Origin of the sequence: Methanosarcina sp. WWM596 (assembly GCF_000969965.1) — an archaeon.
GTDB lineage: Archaea > Halobacteriota > Methanosarcinia > Methanosarcinales > Methanosarcinaceae > Methanosarcina.
Map to the genome: position 1 here is coordinate 3,157,842 of NZ_CP009503.1, position 20,401 is coordinate 3,178,242.

Below are 20,401 nucleotides of genomic sequence, written 5' to 3' on the forward strand. Positions count from 1 at the left end.
TGTTATTTAGAGGAAGAAGACAGCCCATTTCTGGTCAAAAGGTTCAATTATACTTTAATGCCTCTTGTTTTCGAATAGTACATATACTTATCCGTCTTGTTTTTGAGAATAGAAGCTACTTTTGGAGGTAATTAAAAACAGAACCATCCAGACTAAGAACCTATCCGAAAAGTCCCGCTGCTCTGAATGTTATCCATGCGCATGCGAAATGAAGCATCGCAAAGTAATTCTCAATTTTCTTTTCCCATCTAATAAGCATTCTTCTGAATCTGTTTATCCAAGAATGTGTCCTTTCCACAACCCATCTTCTTGCCCTAAAACCTGGTATCTCTATTCTTATGTTTTCCTCTCCACGGCTTTTGATATGGGCAGTATAACCATATTCTTTAACTAATTCTCTGATATCAGGAAAATCATATCCTTTATCCATACATATATTCTGAATAACATCATCTTGAGACGGTCTTTCAAAAATAATGGCATCTAAAGTCTCTTTTACAAGCTTTTTATCGTGACGATTTGCTCCATCAACAGTAACCGATAGTGGTATACCTTTACCATCTGTTAACAGACTCCTTTTTGTACCTTTTTTGCCACGATCAGTTGGATTAGCTCCGGTCCCAGCTCCACCTAGTGGAGCTTTTGTCATAGCACCGTCAATTGCTTGCCACTCCCACTCTAATCCGTTTTGATTATCATACTCCACTAGACCAGCTTTCCACATATTCTCAAATAACCCTGATCTTTGCCATTCCTGAAACCGATCATGGACAGTGCTTGGAGCTCCATAAAAGCGTGGCAACGCCTTCCATTGGCAACCAGTACGAAGAAGATAAAAAATACCACTCAGTATTCTCTTATCATCTTTTCGAGGTCGTCCAGGCTTCTTTTTGGGTTTAGGGAAAGGTAATAATGGTTTGATTTTAGTCCAGAATTCATCAGAAATCTCGTAGTCATGTCCGTTTTTTCGTGTTACCACTAATCAACATTACCCTAAAATATAGTTATTCTACTTTTCGGATAGGCTCTAAACTGAATGTTATTAAATAATAAGAGTATTTTATAAATATAAATCAGGGATAAGAGTATTTATAAAATATAAATCAGGGGTTGTAGTATTCTGTTACACATTCTCCAAATAATTTTTTGGATCTTTCAAAGCCTTCATGAATTCCATCTAAATGATCCTGAGAATAATTTGGTTTTTCTTTAACTGCAATTGTATCTATCATCAGGTTAAATCTATCCTGCAGGCTCTGTATCTTTGCAGCTGGATCTTCACCTGAAGCGGGGGAAAGAAATTTGTCCACATTTTCTTCAAAAGTATCTTTTACTATCTCTAAACCTTCATTTATTCCTTCTTTAAAATCTGAATAAGCCCGGCTATCCTTATTCCTCTCGATTAAATCACTGAATTTTCTAACTGTTTTTGTAATTAGTAGTTGATCCAAATTTTGCTCCTCCCTAGATAAAGATAAAAAAGACCGTTTATGCCACAATAAGAAATTCAAATCAATATTTTAGCAGATCTTGCTTTTGAATAATGAATTTAATTATTATTATCACTACTTTTTATTATCACTACTTTATATGTACTTTCGTTTCAATCCCTGTTTTATTGGCTCTTGCTCGTGAGTTTTACTTATACTGCTGAGCCTGGTCTCAGAAATCGTGTTTTATAGGAGGAAGCGTAAAACCCATGAAATCTTCATTTCATGGGATATAAGCGTCAACTTTCATTCCATCTCATCTGTAGTATACGGGGCAGAGTCTGTATGACTTGTCCTCAGTAGAGGGAAGGATGACTCAGGAAGCCGCTAAATCTTTAGTTTAGCGGTAGTTCACAAGGATGAGGAATGTATTTCTAAGATTTGACAGAGGAAAAGAATAGAGTTTAAAAGCTCTATTAAGATTGTAAATATTTTTTATGAATCTTCCAGGGGAAAAGACTCTTTTATGAATTCTCCAAATATTTTTTTAGATATTTCAAATCCACTATATACTCCATCTAAACGTTCTTCAGAACAATTTGGCTTTTTTGGTAGGACAATGCCGTCTAAAAGCTGATTAAACTCATCCTGTAAGCTCCTTATCCTAACCGTCCACTCTTCATCTAAGGGTAAAGAGAACTTTCCAGCGTTTTCTTCGAAGGTGTATTTGGCTATATCCAGACCTTTATTTACTCCTTCTTTAAAGTCTGAATAAGCCTGATAATCCCTATTCATTTCAATATAATTATTAAATTCTCTAACCAAATTTTTGGTTTTTTGTTTATCCAAACTCTTCGCTTCCTTTTTTCATTTAAATTTTTATTCATAGTAGTAAACAAATCAAATGTTTATTGTAAAGAATCTTTCTCACAATATAATAAACATACGATTTTAAAAGAATGGATTTCAAAATTAGAATTATTTGAAGAATTTGTTATATATTGTAAAAATAGCGCTTGATAGATGTTCCTGCTTCATGTGTTCGGCACCGCCGCGTCCGCAAGAACTGACCAGCCAATTGTAAAAGAGCTTTGATAATTCCACACCTGTTGTGTCTACGTACTTATAAAAAAGATAGCTCAATGGAATTATTATAAATAGTGACAGGAAGCACGATATTAAAACAGCCGCTCCATATGGCAATACCGGATACAGGGCGAGGAACACTGCACAGGTGAAACTGCTTATCACCAGGAAATGTACCAGGTACAGAGAGTAGGAAATTTTTCCGAGGAACACCGGCACAGGGGACGAAAAAAAGTTTTGCATCCGTCGGCTGTTCAATAAGGCATACATTATCATGCCGGCACCTATGATATGATAGGTCACCGTTGGTGTTTTGAAGAAGCCGGTATTGAGAAAAGAGTATAAGGAATCGGCTTTCACAGGGCTCATAGGGTACGACCCGAGAAACAGTCCCAAAATCAGTACAATAGACAATATTATTTGATTACCTTTTTTAAATTCCGGCGTCTTATTGTTGAACGTGTCGGCGAACACCATTCCTATTGTAAAAGCAAGATAGTAAGAGTTGTGGAAAAGCACGATTGCGGCAAGATAGAATGTCCAGCGGTTGCGCAGTGATCCGAACAGTAATGCCATTGCAAAAACGAACATCGACCCGAAAAATTCTATTTTCATCGTCCATAAAACCGGGTTGTAGGACATCTTACCGCCTACAAAAAAAGATCCCCACAAAGCCTGTTTAACCGCCTCGACGATATCTGGTGTAAAGGCCCAGTAGTCGCGGTAATTGCTGCCTGCAGAAATCACCATAGTTTCGAGATAATAACGGTATAATCCGGCTGATGCCAGTAAGTAAGAGAGCATTACTGATGCAAATACCGGAATAAATAATCTGAGATATCGGCGCACTGCGCTGCTTATAATTACACCGTTTTCCTTTGTTTTAAAATACTTCTGGGTTAATACATAGCCGCTAAGGACAAAGAAGATGCACACTGAAAAGTTTCCAGCGCCAATTAATCCCAGGGGTGTGCCCGAAAAAAGTTTATCAAGGTTTCCGAAATGTGAGGGCAATTCAGTACCATATGCCATCGCCGGAGCTAATGCGACAAAAAAATGCATTATCATAACATTAACCGCAGCTATGCCACGCAGCCCATCAAGGTAGGTGATCTTCCCGGCCATGTTTATCGCTCAAAGTGTATTGTTTAAAACTGTTTTTATACACCTTGTTTTAATTGATATTGCTCGCGAATCAAAAGGGTAAGAATCCATAATAAACTTTCTTTTTGTTTCAATCCTCCTTTTAGAGGAGATTGCTTTCGAATAATTCTATATACGATTAATCATATATTATAAAATATGAAAGGATTTTCTATTGATATCGAAGAAGCCACTCTGGAAAACAACAATTTCCGTAAGGTACTCTATACTTCAAAGCACAGCCAGCTCGTACTTATGAGCCTCAAGCCCGGGGAAGACATTGGAATGGAAGTCCATGAAGAAAACGACCAGTTTTTCCGTTTCGAGGCAGGCCAGGGAAAGTGCATAATTGACGGCAATGAGTATGAGCTGAGTGACGGGGTTGCAGTTGTAGTGCCAGCCGGTGCGCAACACAATGTTATCAACACCTCGAAAACAGAGGATCTGAAACTCTATACGATCTATTCCCCAGCACACCACAAGGATGGAATCGTGCGCGCCACGAAGGAAGAAGCCGAAGCCAATGAAGCAGAATTCGATGGTGTGACCACGGAATAAGCTCATAAAAATCGGCAATAGATTAAGCATTGAAAATGCAAAATAAAAACGCTTTTTTTCATCAAGCGTTTTTACTTTTTTATCTTTAAAAGTGAAAGGTCGGGATGAGTTCGCAAGGATTGCGGGAGCTGTTGAGTTTGTATCCCGGCGTTTTTATTCCAATTTTAGTGTCTCTTGCTTGCAAACGAACGGGCTATTCTACTCATTTTTCTACTCATTTTTCTACTCATTTTTCTACTTATTTTTCTACTCATTTTTCTACTTATTTTTCTACTCATTTTTCTATAATGTTGAGACTATTTGGATTATATACACCAAATATGCCAGGTTTTCATACTTTATTTATACTTTATTTTTTCATGCTTTTTAATATAATCCCGGCTACTGCCAGAGCTACAACCACGATCACAACACTAAGTACGGTATTTCTGTCCTTCTTAGACTCTGTTTCTTTGGGATTTTCCAGTTTGCCCATGGATCTGCTTTCAGCAGAAATCTGAGTGCTTTCTTCCGAGATCTGCTGTGAGTCATTGCCGGTAATCGCAAAAGATGCATAACCCGGAACTTCTGAAATGAAGTACAGATACTTATCGTTCTGTCCTGTCAAATTGGTTGGCAACTGCTCCCAGGTTTGTTCTTTGTACCTGTTAAGCACTATAGAAGCAGGATCTATATGTTCTTCCTGGACCCATGCCTTTTCTACCCTGAAACTCAGGACAGGATTTTTTATTTTCTTTGAGGTTGAATATCCGGCGGTTCCTACCCACACATTAAAGGATTTGTAGACCTCTCCATCAGGCAGGTCTGATACAAGCGTGGACTTGACCTTTAATTGCTCAACAGTGGTTGTGGTCTTGCCTACGTTTTCAACTGAATCAAAGCCCACATACACAACACAGGTTGCACCCTTTGCAAATTCAAACCTGACAGCATCACCGTTTTTAATGAATACCTTTGAAAACTCACTTACTTCAATATTATTTGCAGGTTCATGAGACACACCACCGCTACCACTACTACCACCACTGCTGCTCTTACCGCTGCTTCCACTGTCCTCAGGGGAAGCTATAGGGGTTGGTGTTGAGGTTGAATCCGTTGAATCTGTTGAATCCGTTGAATCCGTTGAATCTGTTGAATCCGTTGAATCTGTTGAATCCGTTGAATCTGTTGAATCTGTTGAATCTGTTGAATCTGTTGAATCTGTTGAATCTGTTGAATCTGTTGAATCTGTTGAATCTGTTGAATCCGTTGAATCTGTTGAATCCGTTGAATCTGTTGAATCCGTTGAATCTGTTGAATCCGTTGAATCTGTTGAATCTGTTGAATCTGTTGAATCCGTTGAATCTGTTGAATCTGTTGAATCTGTTGAATCCGTTGAATCTGTTGAATCTGTTGAATCTGTTGAATCTGTTGAATCCGTTGAATCTGTTGAATCTGTTGAATCTGTTGAATCCGTTGAATCTGTTGAATCTGTTGAATCTGTTGAATCTGTTGAATCTGTTGAATCTGTTGAATCTGTTGAATCTGTTGAATCTGTTGAATCCGTTGAATCTGTTGAATCCGTTGAATCTGTTGAATCTGTTGAATCTGTTGAATCTGTTGAATCCGTTGAATCTGTTGAATCTGTTGAATCTGTTGAATCTGTTGAATCCGTTGAATCTGTTGAATCCGTTGAATCCGTTGAATCCGTTGAATCCGTTGAATCCATTGAATCTGTTGAATCCATTGAATCTGTTGAATCTGTTGTATCAGTTGTATCAGAAGTTGGTTCGGGGGTAGGTTCTGGCGTAGGTTCTAGAGTAGAATCCTGGTGCTTCTCCAGAGGCACCAGAGGCTCATCAGCAGAAAAAGTTGCAGCAGACGTACTGCCCGAAATAACCTGAAGTATAAGAGCTAATGTAAATAAAATGAAGAATATCCTTTTTGCAGTCAGAATAACACCCCTGTGTTTTTTTATTCCGTTATTGCCCACACTATATAAATTAATATTTATTTTTTCCTGATTCAACCCTTAATTCAGTCCCTGGAATTTGCATTCTTAGCTGTGTCCGGGATAGAATCATTTTTATTGTACCGTTTTTTGTAATAGATTGAGAGGTTTTTTGCTCTCGAATACTGCTTAGACCCGACCTTTCGCATAAGTCCACAAAAATGTCCCCCATTTTCTCAATATGGCTATAGATTAAAACTCAACTCGCCATAATATTGAAAATATTGGACAAATAGGCAATTAATTACCTATTTTTGTACATCTGCGGAAAGTGAGTTCGATTGACAAAGGTGACGGAAAAATTAAGTTTCAATCTCTGATGAGTTTTCAAATCGGTTGCAATCAGGATCTTTCTATTTCACGTCGATCATCAACAGTGATATACATCGTCATGATGACCATAATATTCCAGAATAACAATTTTTTCATAAACCTTCAGCAGGAACCCCCTGAGTCTTTAGCTCAGGGGAGGAATTCCTGTACTTGGTTTTGTATCCGAAAGTCTCTGCAAAATCCCAGCCGGATTTCCGGATTTGGGATTTTAGAATCCCGATTTCAGTTGTATGTTTTGTTTTTGATCTGCTTCCTGAGAATTTCAGTTGTATGTTTTGTTTTTGATCTGCTTCCTGAGAGTTTGAATTCCCCATTGTGCAGGGTTTTGGGACAGTTTCCACAGAGCGTTATCAGTTTTTCTGGTGAATCTGTTCCCTGGTTTGATATGAAAACGATATGGTGGCAATGCAGCCGGGAATTCTTTGATTTTCCCCTGCAGTGCTGGCAGGTATGAGCCTTAAACTGAGGCGACATTCAAGGGTAACTATTTTTTTTCACCATGGTGGCACTGCGGCACGGTGGAAACAACGACTTATAAAAATGGGCATCTTTTATCATGTTTTTATTGACCAACATACATATAAGAAAAGTACACCTAATTTTTTCACCGAAGTGGTATTATGCTGGATATGCTCAGAGGCATTACGATCGATGATGCGACAACCCGGGACATGGATGATGCAATCTGGGTGGAAATCACGGAAAACCGTGGATGGCACGTCGTGGTCATGATCGCGGATGTTGCAAAGACTGTTCCCCCGTATTCAGAGCTTGATCGACTTGCGATGTCTCGGGTTGAGACCAGGTATTATGCAAAAGGTAACAGCCCAATGTTGCCCCGGCGGCTCGCAGACGAGAAGCTTTCCCTGTGGCCGGGAGAGTCGAAGTATGTCCTTGCCGTGGATATTATTCTTGGCGAGGACCTATCGATCCTTGAAACAAGGCTTTCGTGGACTGGGATGACCAGTGAAGCCCGACTCGCATTTTCTGACATCCCCCGCATTCTCTCTGATCAAGAGCACCCGCAGCATACTCTCATCAAACTAGCAAGCCAGCTCGCGAAAGGTCTTTTGACGCAGCGTCGCAACTGTGGAGCACTGGCATTCTACGACTTGAATCGAGGGCTGGTGACGAGTGAAGAAGGGTCGCTGCGGCAGCTGAGACATAGGGATGATACCATTGGTTATGTTATCATCCAGGAGCTGATGATTCTAGCTAACATGACCGTAGCAGAGTATGCGGTCATAAATGACATTCCTATCCTTTTCCGTAACCATACAGCCAGGAACGCTACCCCTGAGCGGGTGGACTTGTTGAAGCTGCTTGAAAGCACGGCTGTCGTCCCTGAAATAAACATAGCTGCTATCAGGCATACCACGTACATGATGTTCAACAGAGCGGAATACAGCTCTGCCATCCTGGGCCATTTTGGACTGAACCTCGGAATGTATACCCACTTTACATCGCCCATCCGAAGGTATGCTGATCTCGTGAACCACCGGCAGATCCGGGCACATATCCGGAATGAACCTTTGCCCTATTCTAAAGAGGAGATTCAGGCAATTGCATCGCACGTCAACCTGGCACGCCTCGAAAACGACAGGTCTAAAAGTGAGTACATGAAGGAAAAGGCGTATAGAAAAGCTGAGTCGACCATTCAGAGGAATCGGATCGAGGATGCAAGCGATTCAGACTTTGAACGCATCACCAAATTTCTTATCCGCAAAGGGGAGGATTGCCCTGAGGCTTATTACGATGCTTTCCGGAAACGCCTTGGAAATCTGCCTATCATCTGCGCAGGGCTGGTACTCCTGCAGGCTCCTGATGGTGAAAGATGGACCGAACTTAAAAGAACATTGCTGGAGGAAATGGCAACTGTTCCTCACAAGGCAACTTCGATCTTCGACATTGCACAACATATAGCAGGCTGGCAGATGCCCGTATTCGAAGTGGATGAAACTACCCGGGGCAACCTGCCGGTATTCACTGCCCGGAGCACCATCAGAGTAGATAACGAAAAGTACCAGTCTGCCGCATACGAGGACTTGACAAAGAAAGGTGCTGTTCAGCGGACATACGTAGACCTGCTAGCAGTTATTCTAGGCTTACCCGCTCCAGACTTGAAGATCAAAATAGCAGATCCACCTGCCAGTAAGGAAAAAATGACGATTAACACATCAAAAGACCCGATTTTTGCCCTGCAGGAGTATTGTCAGGCAAAGAAACTCCCCTTGCCAGCTTATTCGTTTAAGACAGATGGCCCTACCAATAAGCCAATTTTCACCTGCACCTGCACCTTTGGCTCCTTGACCAGCACCGAAAAGGCGGGAAACAAGAAAAGGGCAAAACGGCTAGCTGCCAGGGCGATGATCTACACTTTAGTGCCCGAAAATTGATGTCAAATTCGAGTTGTAACGAAAATTTTAGCACATATCCGGAAAGTCAGAACGCATGTTGAAAAGTTACAATGAATCTCTAATCTTCACAATATTTTTTTATGATATGTGATATAGTAGACAAAGCAAGATCATTTAAAACCGATAGTGGAATAACTAATTTTTGTTGTAATTTATTTACTTCTTTCAATAAACGGGTTACTTAAAGGGTGTTCCGGTTTTATTATCAGATGAGTCCCTGAAATAACAAGTGCATGCTTTTCCCTCTCCTTAATAGTGCAAACTATATCGCCCGTTTCCCTGGAATCAAGTACATCGATTATTTTTATGTCCTGGTCCGACATCGATTATTTCTATGTCCTGGTCTGGATCGAAATGTGTCCCTTTTTGACCAGGGACCTTACATAATTCTATGGTGGGGTGGGATGGGATAGGCAGGTACTGTTTCATTTCCTCAAGGAGAGTATCACTTCCTTTTATCGGTCTCACTTAGAACTGGTTTTTACTCATTAGATCTGTTCAATTTATTAAGGTTCAAAACGGTGTAATACCTTTGCTTATCGTGGAACCAGTTGCAGAGGGATATAGGAGAATGGATGCCCAAGGCCATTCCCAATGCAAAACTAATTACAATTGGGGCACTTATGCACAACCTGGTGTTTTTTATATCTTTTCTTGAGACCTGACTCAGTATAATAGTAGCAAGCTCTCTGGTGACTTCAATCCAGTCACTATTATTTGATAAAGTTCCTGGTGTTTTGCTCCTCAAATGCATGACTGAATATGATTTTTTACATGTTTTCACCTCTATCGCTTTTTCTACATCTCCTTTTGGATCATGTGTGGCAGCAAAAATGGATATAATCATATCGGGGGACCCTGTGCAGCTCTCTATTGTATCAAAAAATTTGTTTGCTGGATTTACCCGGGATTTTAAAACATGAACACCTTCTGGATTGGATTCACGCATCGAGTGAAAATCAATAAGAGATTGATAAGGATTTTTTCCCGTCCCAGGACTATACTGATATAAAACTACCTCGTATTTTGTACCCATTATTGCACCCATACCGGCAGCCAGAACAACAGGACCTTGAAGGAAAATGTGATACACTTTGTGCCCTTTTAGTTTTTCTCCGAGTCTATTGAGCTTGTCTTCAAATTTGTGAACAAGTTTTTCCCATTCCTTTGGATTTTCAGACAGAATACTTTCGCCCCTTATTACCCAGTCATCTCTCTCAAGCCCAAATTCCTTTTCAAAAGTCTCTTCGTTGAAACCGTGCGTTTCCATAGCTTGCAGCACAGAAGAAATCATCGAATTTCTCTCGCTGTCATTTTTCCCTACAATAACCATCAGAGGAATATGCTTTTCCTTTTCCAGGTTATTTATTTTCTGTGCATCTTTTACCATCAACCCTACGGTGCCCAAGACAACAATTAGTATAGCTATCTTACCTGCATAATGGAGGTCAGTAAGTAAATAAACAAGAAGACTAAGTAAACCAATAATTAATTCGTACTTTTTCTTTATGATAATTTTCCAGAGAGTTTTGATTTCAAAATAATTATTTTTCATGTTAGCCTACACTATATTAAATATCAAACTGATGAATGCGTTTCTTGGAATATTTTTACATCAACATTTAAAAATAGAACCAACTTTATAATCGGGGGAATGTCTTTCCACAATTACAGCTCCTTCCAGCCTTGGGTCATATGTGGCTATGAACTTTGTGGGGTGGTAGAAGTGGGTCAGGAAACAGTAGAGCCAGATGGGGCCTCTTCCGCTAAGGACTACACCTTTTGCTCCGTTAACTGTTGGAGGAGAAATTGTTGATAGGTCTTCAGGAGTGAGGATATCAGGTATTTCAAATGAGACAAGAGTGTATTCGTTGTCTTCTTTTATTGTAAAAATTACATTTTTCATATTTAAAACTCCATATACCTCAATTTCTGAACCTTGACATCCTTATGATAATTACTGTACGAAAAGACCATTTGCTTATTTAGAATCAAGAAAATACCCTTTAGGTGTGCATTACTCCTCCTCTCGCAAGAGTTTGAAATTCAATCTGTAATACTTTTTTATTCCAGAAGTTTGACAACATCTTAGTATTTTAGCACCAAAAAGTATAATATACACAGTAATTTTAAAAAATAAAAAGACCGATAATCAGACTAATGGTTATTAAAGTGATTATCTGAAAGGTATATCTAGCATTGATTTAAAAAGGATAAATGAAAATATCAAGCTAGAACATCACAAGTTTTTGGATTAAATCCGCCTATTTTGAAGTGGACTGATATTTAATGGGTCAGGTAACACTGGGCGTTTTTTATATTCATTAACGGGATTGATCTGAAGATACTTTGTTAAATCAGTGTTAGGCCCCATCCATTCCATCATCTTAAGAAGCATTTTTATCCTCTCAACTTTGTTAAGCTGATTTTCTTCTTCATCAATCTGATTCAATACGTATTTTTCAAAAGTTTTAATTAAACTGTTCCTTGATTCATTGGGTACCTTTTTTACAGCTTCAAACCACGAGTCTTTTTCAAATAACTTCTGATATCTTTCAGTCCTTTGTGTTTTGTAAAGTTCAGATTCTATTTTAACAGTACCCATACCATAGGGTTTTCCCATCCCTAGTTTATGACGATACTCTGTTCCCTTTTCACCGGGAAGTGTAAGAACCCACAAAATAGCTCCAAGCTCAAAATCCCTTAGATTTTCAAAATAGATGCGGAATGAAAAAGTAACTCCAGGCTTTATGGGTTTAATTTTAGTATGAGATTTAGAATTTTCAATATTTTCATCATCTGATTCTTTGATATCCTTTAAGTTTATTTCACCTCGGTTCCAATACATTTTGTGACCACGAATTACAGTTTCATTGGTAGGTGTGGCATAATGAGCTAATTCAGATTTTTTGTTAGGATTATGTTTTTGTTTCAAATCTTGAACTAAATAGTGTTGGAAACATGTTGGTTTAGGAGCTGAGAGGATTTTTGGAGTTATTGGTTCTTCTGTTAGCCATATCCCCTCTTTGGCTGATTCTACTCGCGCATCTGTAAAGGAAACTCTTCCTGCCAAAGAATTCTTTTCATGAGTGTATCCAAAAATAGCTTCAGAAATATCTATTTCATCTTCTTTTCTCAATTCTTCTGGGACGAAGCTAATAATTGATTTATCGTAAGGTAATCTAAACATCATTGTTGGACCAAAAAAAACCAGATTCTCATTTTCATCAACAAGATAGAATAGTGGGTCTCCATCTTCAGTTAAAGGGCGATTTGGGATTCCACGGGGAATATCTTTGTCTTCTGAATAAAGTGACCAGATTTGATTAGGAATTAAAATCAATTCTTCATCAGGATCTGCCTCATAAATTGCACAGTGCATGTGTTTTTCTGTTTTACCCCCCATATGCCCACTGCGTACAATTACAGCTTTTTCAAAACCTTCTTTTTTATTTTGGCTTATATCTGATTTCTCGTGAACAATGGCAAGTTTCAATGCTAAATTTTCATTTGATCTTTTAGGGACTACTCTGTTTCTAGGAGGTTTTATAAATATTTCAACTAGGTCTTTTTTATTGTAACCTTGTTTAAAATTACGTTTTCCACAGTTAACAGTCTGTGCAACATTATAGTCAATATGAACAAAAGTTTCACCATTTATTTTACGAGCTGGTTGTATGTACCAATTGGATTGTTTTTTCTTCAAATACCCACCACGAACATTTTCTGACGGGTAATCAAAAAAATATTTCAAATATTTCGCATTGTATTTATATTCTTTATTGTTCTCTACATCATTAATTTTATTTATTCCTAATAATTTGGTCCGATAATAATCGCCTAGACTACTTGTATCTCCAACAGCACGATATACAAGATTTTTATCCGATACCCACTGCATTTTTCCGTAACCTGCAATCTCAACTAACGTCCTAACCATTCCACGTAAACTACTTCCAGGAATTACAGGACAGTTTTTATTTTCCAGATGGAAAAATCGAGCACGTTCATTTTTTTGATCATCATCCAGTTCGTGGAATTTTTTATCTCCATGTTCACTGAAAAAGGAAATAGACATAGGGCAACGAATATACAATGGGGTTTCTGTTGTCATTTTACATTCAATATATCCGGTATGGATGGTATGTTCTTCCTGATTCGTACTATAAACGTCTTGGTCTATGTTACTATCAACAGTTACTACTTTTTCAGGCAAAGGTATAAAGTTATAAGGTGCATGAGATGTACGGTTTTTAGAATTAGGATTTGAATGCTTGGGAATCATTAAGCCACCTCTTCTCTAACATTTGCTCCCAGAAATACCAATCTGCTAAAGTTTACATATGCTTGACCATCTTCATCGTAATCGATATAACGGCGTACTTTGAGTTTCAAATCTTCTTTTTTACTAACTGGTGGAGCATGACGTAATCCTTCTGATCCGTGTTCCCATAAGTAAAAACCATCCTTGCTCTTTTTATACTTAGTTCCCCACAAGAGCATGGTTTCGTCAAAGTACTCGTTATCATCTCCTTCGAGGTCTTTAATTAAACGAGCTTGCCAAATACAATTGTCTGTTTTCCAGACAAATAATTCCCCGTTAAAACCAAACAATCTTGCCATCTGAAGGGTTTTGGTTCTCAATTTAGGCCCAAATAAATCTGATGAGAGATGAAGCTTATCATTTCTTAATTCACCCCATATTACGCCATCATCAGCATGAACCAGCAACCATTTTAGCTCATAATCTTTAGCCTGTTTCTCCAACCATCCTAGAACATTAGCCTCAAAATCTGAAGTAATGATTTTCGGATTTATTTCACATTTTAGCTTTGAGATCTCTGGTACCATGCTGAATCTCCTCCGAAAAATTGCTTACAAAATTGTTTACAAAATCCTCAAGTTTTTCCCTGTCTCCAACAATTTCGAGTTTTCCGTTATATTTTTGTTTTAATCTCCATTCCTGATAATTTGATCCTTCCATTTTGTAGGACAATTCTACTTCCTGCCCGATTAGGCGTCCTCTTCCAATACTTGCTTCGCCGCCCAGCGGCAAGTCTCTAGTCCAGAGGTCTTTCAACAGGAGCAATAATAGCCCTATTTGAGCATTATCCGGTTTTTGGATTTGCACTTTTAATTTGACTTTTGTACCACTTTGTTCAAAAACTGGTTGTTCATCAAAAAGAGCGGTCGGAAAAGAACTGCCTGTAAAACGATCTATCTTGATACGTTGCTGTACAAGCTTCAGGGGATTTATTATTTCTGTCTCAGCCGTTATTAGTTTACTTGCAAAGGCTTTGTCTTCAGTTTTCTCAATCTCCGGTCCAAACAAATTGTTTATCATTTCTCTGGCTTTTTTATTATCTTTACTGGTTGTTGTACTGTTTTGTATTGTATTTGCTATGCGAAGAGCTCTTGCTCGCAGTGCTCCTGCTAAACTGGTACCACTTAAAACAGGAACTGATTTATTATTTCTTTTTGAATGAAGGTGTACAGTGTCAGGAGCATTTACTTCATCGTATCCGGACCTGATAATCATGGAACCGTCTAACAAAAAAGTAGCATCCATCTGGAATATACATCTTTTATCCAACAATTCCGATTCACTTATACCTAACAAAGTTAAAATATTCTGCCCACTCTTTTCTTCCCTTTTATCCAGATTCAACCAACCAATCAATCCTTTGGGAGTGGTTAAGTCATACCTGTATACATTCCACTTTTTTACCCTGCACCTACCAAAACCTCTTCGCTTACGAAAACCTAATGAAATTTCTCCCTTCTCCAGTCCGTGTAAAGCAATAGCAAGACTAAGAAGCAGTTTTTCTTTTCTTTTTTCTTCCCTAGGGATAAGTAATTCTATTTCAATAGGAAAACAAGTACCTGCTTCGATCAATTCAAAATCAAATTTACCTTTATCTATTGCAGTTCGGGTTTTACCATCAATTTTTATCCCATCTCTTAATTCGATTTTTGGTTTTTCACCCAAAGAATCATTAACGATAAGAAGACTTTGCTCTCCTTCATCATTTTCATTATTGCCAAAAAGATTCATGTACAGGGATTTTTTGTCCCCTTGTTTTCCAAACCCATGTTCACATTCTCGCAAGTAACTTCGTAAAGCTCCAGCTAAAGATGCTCCTGTTAGCAAAGTCCGACCTTCTAGAGGATCTAAATCTAATGAAATGTCCACAATTTCATCATGATCACCGGATCCAAAATATGCAGGAGTTTCCAAGATGAGGTTTCCACGAATAATGATCCTTTCTACAATTTCACGACTTTCCAACCAGTGAGGATTATTCATCTTTTGCCTCCTTGTATGCTTTGTGCAGAACAGAATCAATCAGACGAGCAGCATATTCACGAGCGAGTTCATCACTAAATTCTGGTTTTATTTCTCCTAACGGTGGTATTTCTTCATGAGTTTGAAGCGTTTCCCTAACAATGCGTGGGTTTTCTATAAGTTCTGTAATCCACTGTTTCAGTGATTTATTTTCAATCCGAGCATTTTGAAACTGTTTTTCAGCCGCCTCTTTCATTTTACTTATGTGTTCGGTAACTTTGCTTAAATCATCTTCTTTCAAAGATCTGCGAACTATTACACGCATACGGGACAGTTGAGATTTTTTGGGTACGTTTCCTTTTATCTCCAGCAGATTTGCTGCCTGAATTAAAGCTTGATCAAGCTTCTCTTTTGTCATCCTTTCAACAATTCTTTTAGCTAAATACAGGCTGTCTGGATCTTCTATTTTAGTAGGTGAGGGTAATTTTGGTGAATTTTCCAATGTATTAATTTCATTTACCCGATGCCAATTAACAGCAATTCTTCCATATCCTTCTTCTCTTTTTTCCCCTATCCCCGTAATTTTGAGGGTTTCTAATAGATCTAGCAGTTCTGAATTTTTTTTGTAAATAAATACACTGCCAGCTTTGATAGTCAAATCTTGAGGAAGTGGTAGGTTCCATGTTCTATTGAAACCTCCTCTTACCCTCGTGCCAACAAAGTTAGAAGGGCCCGATTTCATACCCAGAACAGAATTGATGTTAGTACAGTATGCTCCAGTGTTCTTGTCGCGGATAATAGCATCACTTAAAAGAGTAATCACAACTTTGTCGTCATCTTCATCTCCAACAACAGAATATTCTTCCCAGTCATCAGAAACTTTTATGTCATAAACCCTTACACGCCCATAGCCTGCAAGATGTGATTTACCAAAATTAAAGTTTCCTCTTTCTTCTAATAAATCTTTAATTTTTTCAAAACATGATTCATTTTTCGCTAATATAACGCAGGAGAAATTTTGACCTGCTTCCAGTGCTTGATAACGAAAAATTGTACTTTTTTTATCAGTTTCTTTTTGCTTAATTGTACTTTCTGTATCAGTTCCTTTTTGCCTATTTGCACGAAAGATATGTATTTGAACCTGGTTTGAAGGCTGATATAATATAGTAGTTTCTTTTCCCTCGCCGTCTTCAAACAAATTACAAAAAGGTTCAGTAACTTTTTTCCAGTTCCTTTCAGAAAAATTCATTTCTTCACTTAAATAATCTTCAGAGGTAAGATCATGTATTCTTTTTTCAGGATCATCTTTTTCAAAATGCCATGAAAGCGGAGTAGGTAACGAACGACTACCATCTTTATTTAAGGGATAACCATTTAGAAAAAGTACTTCTCCATCAAAAAAAAGTTTTCTAAATTCAGAATCTTCTGCATCAACTGAACTCTTCTGTTTTCCTTGCAAATATTTACCTATTAACGCCCCTCTTATTACACTTCCTGGAATAAATTCAAATCCTACTGCACTGTTTGGATCTCCTCCACCTACATCGTTTACTAATAAAGGTTCCAACAACTGTACACTGAAAGTTAATGCTTTCATAGCATCACCTTCTCGCAAAATTTCTTAAAATGATTTTCACTAATATTTGTTCCATTTTCGTCACAAAGAACAGAAACAAGTTTACCCCTTCCACGATTACGACCTGTACCAGCTTTCCTGAAAGCTTTTACACAGGCAGCTAGCAAGGGTAAGTCTAAACCGGAAGGATCTTTTGTAAAAGATAGTTCCGCTTCAAATGGTGTTTCTCTAAGTATAACCCTCATTGAACGCAGAGCTCCTTTCTTTGGTGCTCCTGAAATTTCATCAATTGAAGTTTGACGGCGAATTGAAGTTAAAGAATTAAGTATTTCAGAACTATTTATTTTTTTATTATGTAGCTCGTGTTTGATCAATTTTTTTAAATCTTCTGGGAGAGTTGCATTACTTATATGAAGAATAGATTTGTCCGAATCACTACTACCTGGATTTCCAAAAAGATGCTGTGCGGATTTATAAAATTCTTCCAGTAAATCAACTTCAAGATTTTGTTCCTTTAAGGAAAAAAGGATGTTTGCGCACTCTTCTTGAAGTAAACCTTTCAAAGTTCTCCCATTCAAAAAAGGTAATCCATATTTATCATGCATTACTTCTACGTCTACTAATCCTGCTAAACCATCTCCCTTACCAAAAGTTGAGTCACTTTTTGTAGTGAACTTCAACCGAAATGTTTTCATTTTCTGCCCCCTTCAAGCTGAACAAAAAAATCCAAAGCTTCGATTGCATCAAAACAGGTACATCTATCGGCAATCCAACCTGTTTTATCAGACCCTTCGTTATTTTTGATTTTTGGGAGGGGTTCTTCTTTAGGAAGGGAATTTTTATACATATTTATGAATCGTTCAACAGCTTGTGGACCATCACGTAAATTGTCCCTAAGGTGCATTATTTTGTTATGTTTACCCTCCCATTCTTTACTCTTGAATTTTGATATTATATCTAAAAAAGTTTCCCAGGTGCGCCATTCTGTCTTTGTCGATCCTCTAAGGGTTAATGGTCTCATATTTAATTTGCCATCTTTGACTGTGTATTCTCTCTCTCTAATATTATCAATGCTCTCAACCACTCCACCAGATGCAAAGTGCCAGTCTATGGCAGAAACTTTTCCATTCGCAGAACAAGAACTTTTTTCTATTTCATTTATATGTGATTTAGCCGATTCTGCTAAATTATTTGCCAGCTTTATAGCCTGGTAAAACGGATAATGAGTTTTTACAATGGCTATTCCAGCTCTAGCAGAAATAGGAGCTCCATCACTTAACTTATTATCTTCGGCCGTCAATTGCCTTAATAGAAATGTCGAAAGATTTAGTCCCAATCTTCCGTCGCAAACAAAAGTTATATCGTCGCCACCGTAGATTATCGGGCGAAAAGGTAATTTATTTTGGAATTCTACAATGCCTCCAATTTTACATTTTCCATCTTTGTATTCTCTAGATTCAAGCAACTTAGAGATTGTCGTTCTTACAGCTTTATCACTTGTTTCTTTAATAGAATTTGAAAGAGAACGAATGGAATTAATGTATTCGCGATTATCATTCTTATGTTTTTCTGAATATTCTTTGATTCGCTTTCCCATTCCGTTTCCATCTATATGAACAACAGCCATGTAGCTAGACTCATCTTTTGAACCGAATTCATTAGCATTATATACAAAATCTAAATTAGTGTCTCTTTTATCTTTATTGAGAAAGTTATCCAAAAGCCGGTTATTAGCAGCACGGAAAAAATTCAGTTTGGAAGAAACTTCTCTTGAAATCCTAATTTCTTTTCCATCATCTTGTATAGTTTCTGAGGCTGGTAGACCTGTGTATTGACAATTGGCATTTACTCCAATTCCAGAAGGTGAAGATGGGTTAACGTGGTTGGATTTTTTTTGTGTAATTTTTTGATGAATTGTTTCCCTAACTTTTTTTTCTAAATCGTTTTTGTCCCATTCGAAGTTGCTATGAGCAACAATTAGTTGCAAACCGGGTGCATTTAGAAGAACTTTTTTAGTGTATGATTTTGTAAATTCTTTAGCAAGCTCCTGGTTTTTAAATAAAATTACTGTGTTTCCTCCCCCGGAATATATTAGTTCTGAGTTCAGGCAATCTCTTTCAATTATTTTACTATGTTCGATCTTATATTTTAATTCGGTATCAATTCTTTCTATGTTAGAATTGCCAATTTTTATTAGTTCGTCATAAACTAATTCATGTGTAACAAAATGAACTAATCCAGAAGCACCAACGTTTTGTTTAAGATTATTACTTCCAAAAATATATCCCTGAATTCCAACTGTATCTATGGCTGTTACTGTAAATTCTTGCATGAAAAAACCTTCTTATTTTGAGTTTAACCATTCTTTCAGGTGTGTTGAAAGATCTGGAATATGTTCTGCCCCAAAAACTTGAAACTTGTTTTCCAAATGCCATTCTTTTTCGATTTCTTTCAGGATTATTTCAGGACTTGCGTCAGAACTTTCTTCGGATGCAAAACACACTACCCCTATTTTTGCTTCATCACCACCTAACTGTTGGCCTCGGACATAGGCTTCAAATAATTTCTGTTTAATAAGCCCTTTTTTATTTGTGGTTGTACAAGAAGTTACGAATAATTCATACCCTTTTAAGACAGCTACATCCAGCTCAAATTTATTGTTATTAAACTGAGCTCCCAGGATAGAATCATGAATATCACACTCATCAGAGATTTTCTGAAAGGACAATAATGTATAATCCTCTAACCATTTACCTTCTAACCACTTAGCCAAATCGTTAACTTTTTTTCTCCATTTATTTTCTTTCTTCCATTTTTCTGTCAGTTGACCTAAAGTACTGCAACCATCCCAAAAAATAACTAGATCTTCAAAAGGTGAGTTAACTGGTAAAATTACATTTTTAAGTTCTTGGTTGCTTCGCAACTTGGAAGAATCGGACCTTAATTTTTTTTCACACCATTCACTAAAATCTTGAAAAAGATTATTTCCTAAAATCTTGCACATCTCAGGCATGAAGATATGCTCTTTGTAATTTACAGAATATCCATGTAGTTTAAACAATTCTTCAAGTTTAGGTTTTACAGATGTATTTGTATGAACTCTCTTAGATAAACAATCTTTTTTATCAATAACTAATTCAAGGCTACGAGCATCAAGGTAACTAAAGACAGAGTCTGGAGCTACTGCTTCAACTGCCCTATATGTATGGACAGCCATAGCTTTTGTCCCACCTGTATAGTTTAGGCCAATTAATTGTTTACCTTCCAACTGATTACTTATTTTCGAATATATATTATTACTATTCGATTCATCCACTTGAATTTTAGTCCATTTATCCTCCCCAATTTTAAGTACATTTATAAGGTTGTCAGCTATTTTGTTAGTTGCTTTCGTACAAACAAAAAATATATGAGATGAAGGTTTAGATAGCAAATGACAAGCAACATAATTTGGTAAAGGATTTGTACCAACCAGTAAAACTAAGTTTTCACTTCTATAATCGTCAAATCTTTTTAATTCATCTTCATTTATTTTAATATCATTCAAGATGTATTACCTCCATTTCTTTCAGTACCCTATTT

Annotated in this window: 18 protein-coding genes; 2 read left to right on the forward strand and 16 right to left on the reverse strand. The window is 37.5% G+C overall.

Translation table 11 applies throughout. The annotated features are described in order from the left end of the window. Positions 1-160 precede the first annotated feature (160 nt). The 4 genes from MSWHS_RS13945 to MSWHS_RS13960 all read right to left on the reverse strand — a co-directional run bounded on the left by MSWHS_RS13945 (position 161) and on the right by MSWHS_RS13960 (position 3,641). Positions 161-979: an IS5 family transposase gene (locus MSWHS_RS13945; protein WP_048127483.1), complete on the reverse strand. Its 819-nt coding sequence runs from the start codon at positions 977-979 to the stop codon at positions 161-163. A gap of 124 nt (positions 980-1,103) precedes the next feature. Then, positions 1,104-1,451: a hypothetical protein gene (locus MSWHS_RS13950; protein WP_048129216.1), complete on the reverse strand. Its 348-nt coding sequence runs from the start codon at positions 1,449-1,451 to the stop codon at positions 1,104-1,106. A gap of 474 nt (positions 1,452-1,925) precedes the next feature. Beyond that, a complete protein-coding gene (locus MSWHS_RS13955) occupies positions 1,926-2,279 on the reverse strand; it encodes a hypothetical protein (protein WP_048159216.1) in 354 nt (117 codons plus the stop codon). Between the two features lie 129 nt (positions 2,280-2,408). Further along, positions 2,409-3,641 (reverse strand): acyltransferase, encoded by a 1,233-nt coding sequence (locus tag MSWHS_RS13960; RefSeq protein WP_048129211.1) that lies wholly within the window; start codon positions 3,639-3,641, stop codon positions 2,409-2,411. 177 nt (positions 3,642-3,818) lie between these two features. On the opposite strand from MSWHS_RS13960, the gene MSWHS_RS13965 reads away from it, so the two are divergent. Further along, positions 3,819-4,217 (forward strand): cupin domain-containing protein, encoded by a 399-nt coding sequence (locus tag MSWHS_RS13965; protein WP_048129209.1) that lies wholly within the window; start codon positions 3,819-3,821, stop codon positions 4,215-4,217. A gap of 349 nt (positions 4,218-4,566) precedes the next feature. Here MSWHS_RS13965 and MSWHS_RS22430 read toward each other — a convergent pair whose 3' ends face one another. Beyond that, positions 4,567-6,189 carry a PGF-pre-PGF domain-containing protein gene (locus MSWHS_RS22430; RefSeq protein ID WP_369798948.1) on the reverse strand — a complete coding sequence of 541 codons (1,623 nt, stop codon included), beginning with the start codon at positions 6,187-6,189 and terminating at the stop codon, positions 4,567-4,569. A 573-nt stretch (positions 6,190-6,762) separates the two neighbouring features. Beyond that, positions 6,763-7,014, reverse strand: a complete 252-nt coding sequence (locus tag MSWHS_RS19570) for an HNH endonuclease (RefSeq protein ID WP_082088149.1) — start codon at positions 7,012-7,014, stop codon at positions 6,763-6,765. Between the two features lie 155 nt (positions 7,015-7,169). On the opposite strand from MSWHS_RS19570, the gene MSWHS_RS13980 reads away from it, so the two are divergent. Beyond that, a complete protein-coding gene (locus MSWHS_RS13980; RefSeq protein ID WP_255353733.1) occupies positions 7,170-8,936 on the forward strand; it encodes an RNB domain-containing ribonuclease in 1,767 nt (588 codons plus the stop codon). A 306-nt stretch (positions 8,937-9,242) separates the two neighbouring features. On the opposite strand, the gene MSWHS_RS20615 is transcribed toward MSWHS_RS13980, so the two are convergent. From MSWHS_RS20615 to MSWHS_RS14025, 10 genes are all read right to left on the reverse strand, one after another. Then, positions 9,243-9,425, reverse strand: a complete 183-nt coding sequence (locus tag MSWHS_RS20615) for a hypothetical protein (protein ID WP_156151241.1) — start codon at positions 9,423-9,425, stop codon at positions 9,243-9,245. 13 nt (positions 9,426-9,438) lie between these two features. Next, positions 9,439-10,512 (reverse strand): SAVED domain-containing protein, encoded by a 1,074-nt coding sequence (locus tag MSWHS_RS13985; protein WP_048159218.1) that lies wholly within the window; start codon positions 10,510-10,512, stop codon positions 9,439-9,441. Positions 10,513-10,572: 60 nt separating this feature from the next. After that, on the reverse strand, positions 10,573-10,863 hold the full coding sequence (gene crn3 / locus MSWHS_RS13990; RefSeq protein WP_048159221.1) for a CRISPR-associated ring nuclease Crn3/Csx3: 291 nt from the start codon (positions 10,861-10,863) through the stop codon (positions 10,573-10,575). A 348-nt stretch (positions 10,864-11,211) separates the two neighbouring features. After that, positions 11,212-13,242, reverse strand: a complete 2,031-nt coding sequence (locus MSWHS_RS13995; RefSeq protein WP_048159223.1) for a TIGR03986 family CRISPR-associated RAMP protein — start codon at positions 13,240-13,242, stop codon at positions 11,212-11,214. Next, positions 13,242-13,808 (reverse strand): CRISPR-associated protein Csx19, encoded by a 567-nt coding sequence (gene csx19 / locus MSWHS_RS14000; protein WP_052722734.1) that lies wholly within the window; start codon positions 13,806-13,808, stop codon positions 13,242-13,244. Before csx19 ends, MSWHS_RS13995 begins: the two co-directional genes overlap by 1 nt. Next, entirely contained in the window at positions 13,777-15,264 is a 1,488-nt protein-coding gene (locus tag MSWHS_RS14005; RefSeq protein ID WP_048159224.1) for an RAMP superfamily CRISPR-associated protein, read from the reverse strand. The genes csx19 and MSWHS_RS14005 overlap by 32 nt, the downstream gene beginning before the upstream one ends. Next, positions 15,257-16,840 (reverse strand): hypothetical protein, encoded by a 1,584-nt coding sequence (locus MSWHS_RS14010; protein ID WP_048159226.1) that lies wholly within the window; start codon positions 16,838-16,840, stop codon positions 15,257-15,259. The genes MSWHS_RS14005 and MSWHS_RS14010 overlap by 8 nt, the downstream gene beginning before the upstream one ends. Then, a complete protein-coding gene (locus MSWHS_RS14015) occupies positions 16,837-17,514 on the reverse strand; it encodes an RAMP superfamily CRISPR-associated protein (protein WP_048159228.1) in 678 nt (225 codons plus the stop codon). Before MSWHS_RS14015 ends, MSWHS_RS14010 begins: the two co-directional genes overlap by 4 nt. After that, a complete protein-coding gene (locus tag MSWHS_RS14020) occupies positions 17,511-19,151 on the reverse strand; it encodes a hypothetical protein (RefSeq protein WP_048159229.1) in 1,641 nt (546 codons plus the stop codon). The genes MSWHS_RS14015 and MSWHS_RS14020 overlap by 4 nt, the downstream gene beginning before the upstream one ends. Before the next feature lie 12 nt (positions 19,152-19,163). Further along, on the reverse strand, positions 19,164-20,366 hold the full coding sequence (locus MSWHS_RS14025; RefSeq protein ID WP_048159230.1) for a hypothetical protein: 1,203 nt from the start codon (positions 20,364-20,366) through the stop codon (positions 19,164-19,166). Positions 20,367-20,401 lie beyond the last annotated feature (35 nt).

What these genes read in the sequence shown, in the direction of transcription:
- MSWHS_RS14015 (WP_048159228.1), bottom strand. Translation starts at nt 17,514, where the DNA reads ATGAAAACATTTCGGTTGAAGTTCACTACAAAAAGTGACTCAACTTTT.
- MSWHS_RS13960 (WP_048129211.1), bottom strand. Translation starts at nt 3,641, where the DNA reads ATGGCCGGGAAGATCACCTACCTTGATGGGCTGCGTGGCATAGCTGCG.
- MSWHS_RS13980 (WP_255353733.1), top strand. Translation starts at nt 7,170, where the DNA reads ATGCTCAGAGGCATTACGATCGATGATGCGACAACCCGGGACATGGAT.
- MSWHS_RS13965 (WP_048129209.1), top strand. Translation starts at nt 3,819, where the DNA reads ATGAAAGGATTTTCTATTGATATCGAAGAAGCCACTCTGGAAAACAAC.
- MSWHS_RS13985 (WP_048159218.1), bottom strand. Translation starts at nt 10,512, where the DNA reads ATGAAAAATAATTATTTTGAAATCAAAACTCTCTGGAAAATTATCATA.
- csx19 (WP_052722734.1), bottom strand. Translation starts at nt 13,808, where the DNA reads ATGGTACCAGAGATCTCAAAGCTAAAATGTGAAATAAATCCGAAAATC.
- MSWHS_RS19570 (WP_082088149.1), bottom strand. Translation starts at nt 7,014, where the DNA reads ATGTCGCCTCAGTTTAAGGCTCATACCTGCCAGCACTGCAGGGGAAAA.
- crn3 (WP_048159221.1), bottom strand. Translation starts at nt 10,863, where the DNA reads ATGAAAAATGTAATTTTTACAATAAAAGAAGACAACGAATACACTCTT.
- MSWHS_RS13995 (WP_048159223.1), bottom strand. Translation starts at nt 13,242, where the DNA reads ATGATTCCCAAGCATTCAAATCCTAATTCTAAAAACCGTACATCTCAT.
- MSWHS_RS14020 (WP_048159229.1), bottom strand. Translation starts at nt 19,151, where the DNA reads ATGCAAGAATTTACAGTAACAGCCATAGATACAGTTGGAATTCAGGGA.
- MSWHS_RS14010 (WP_048159226.1), bottom strand. Translation starts at nt 16,840, where the DNA reads ATGAAAGCATTAACTTTCAGTGTACAGTTGTTGGAACCTTTATTAGTA.
- MSWHS_RS14005 (WP_048159224.1), bottom strand. Translation starts at nt 15,264, where the DNA reads ATGAATAATCCTCACTGGTTGGAAAGTCGTGAAATTGTAGAAAGGATC.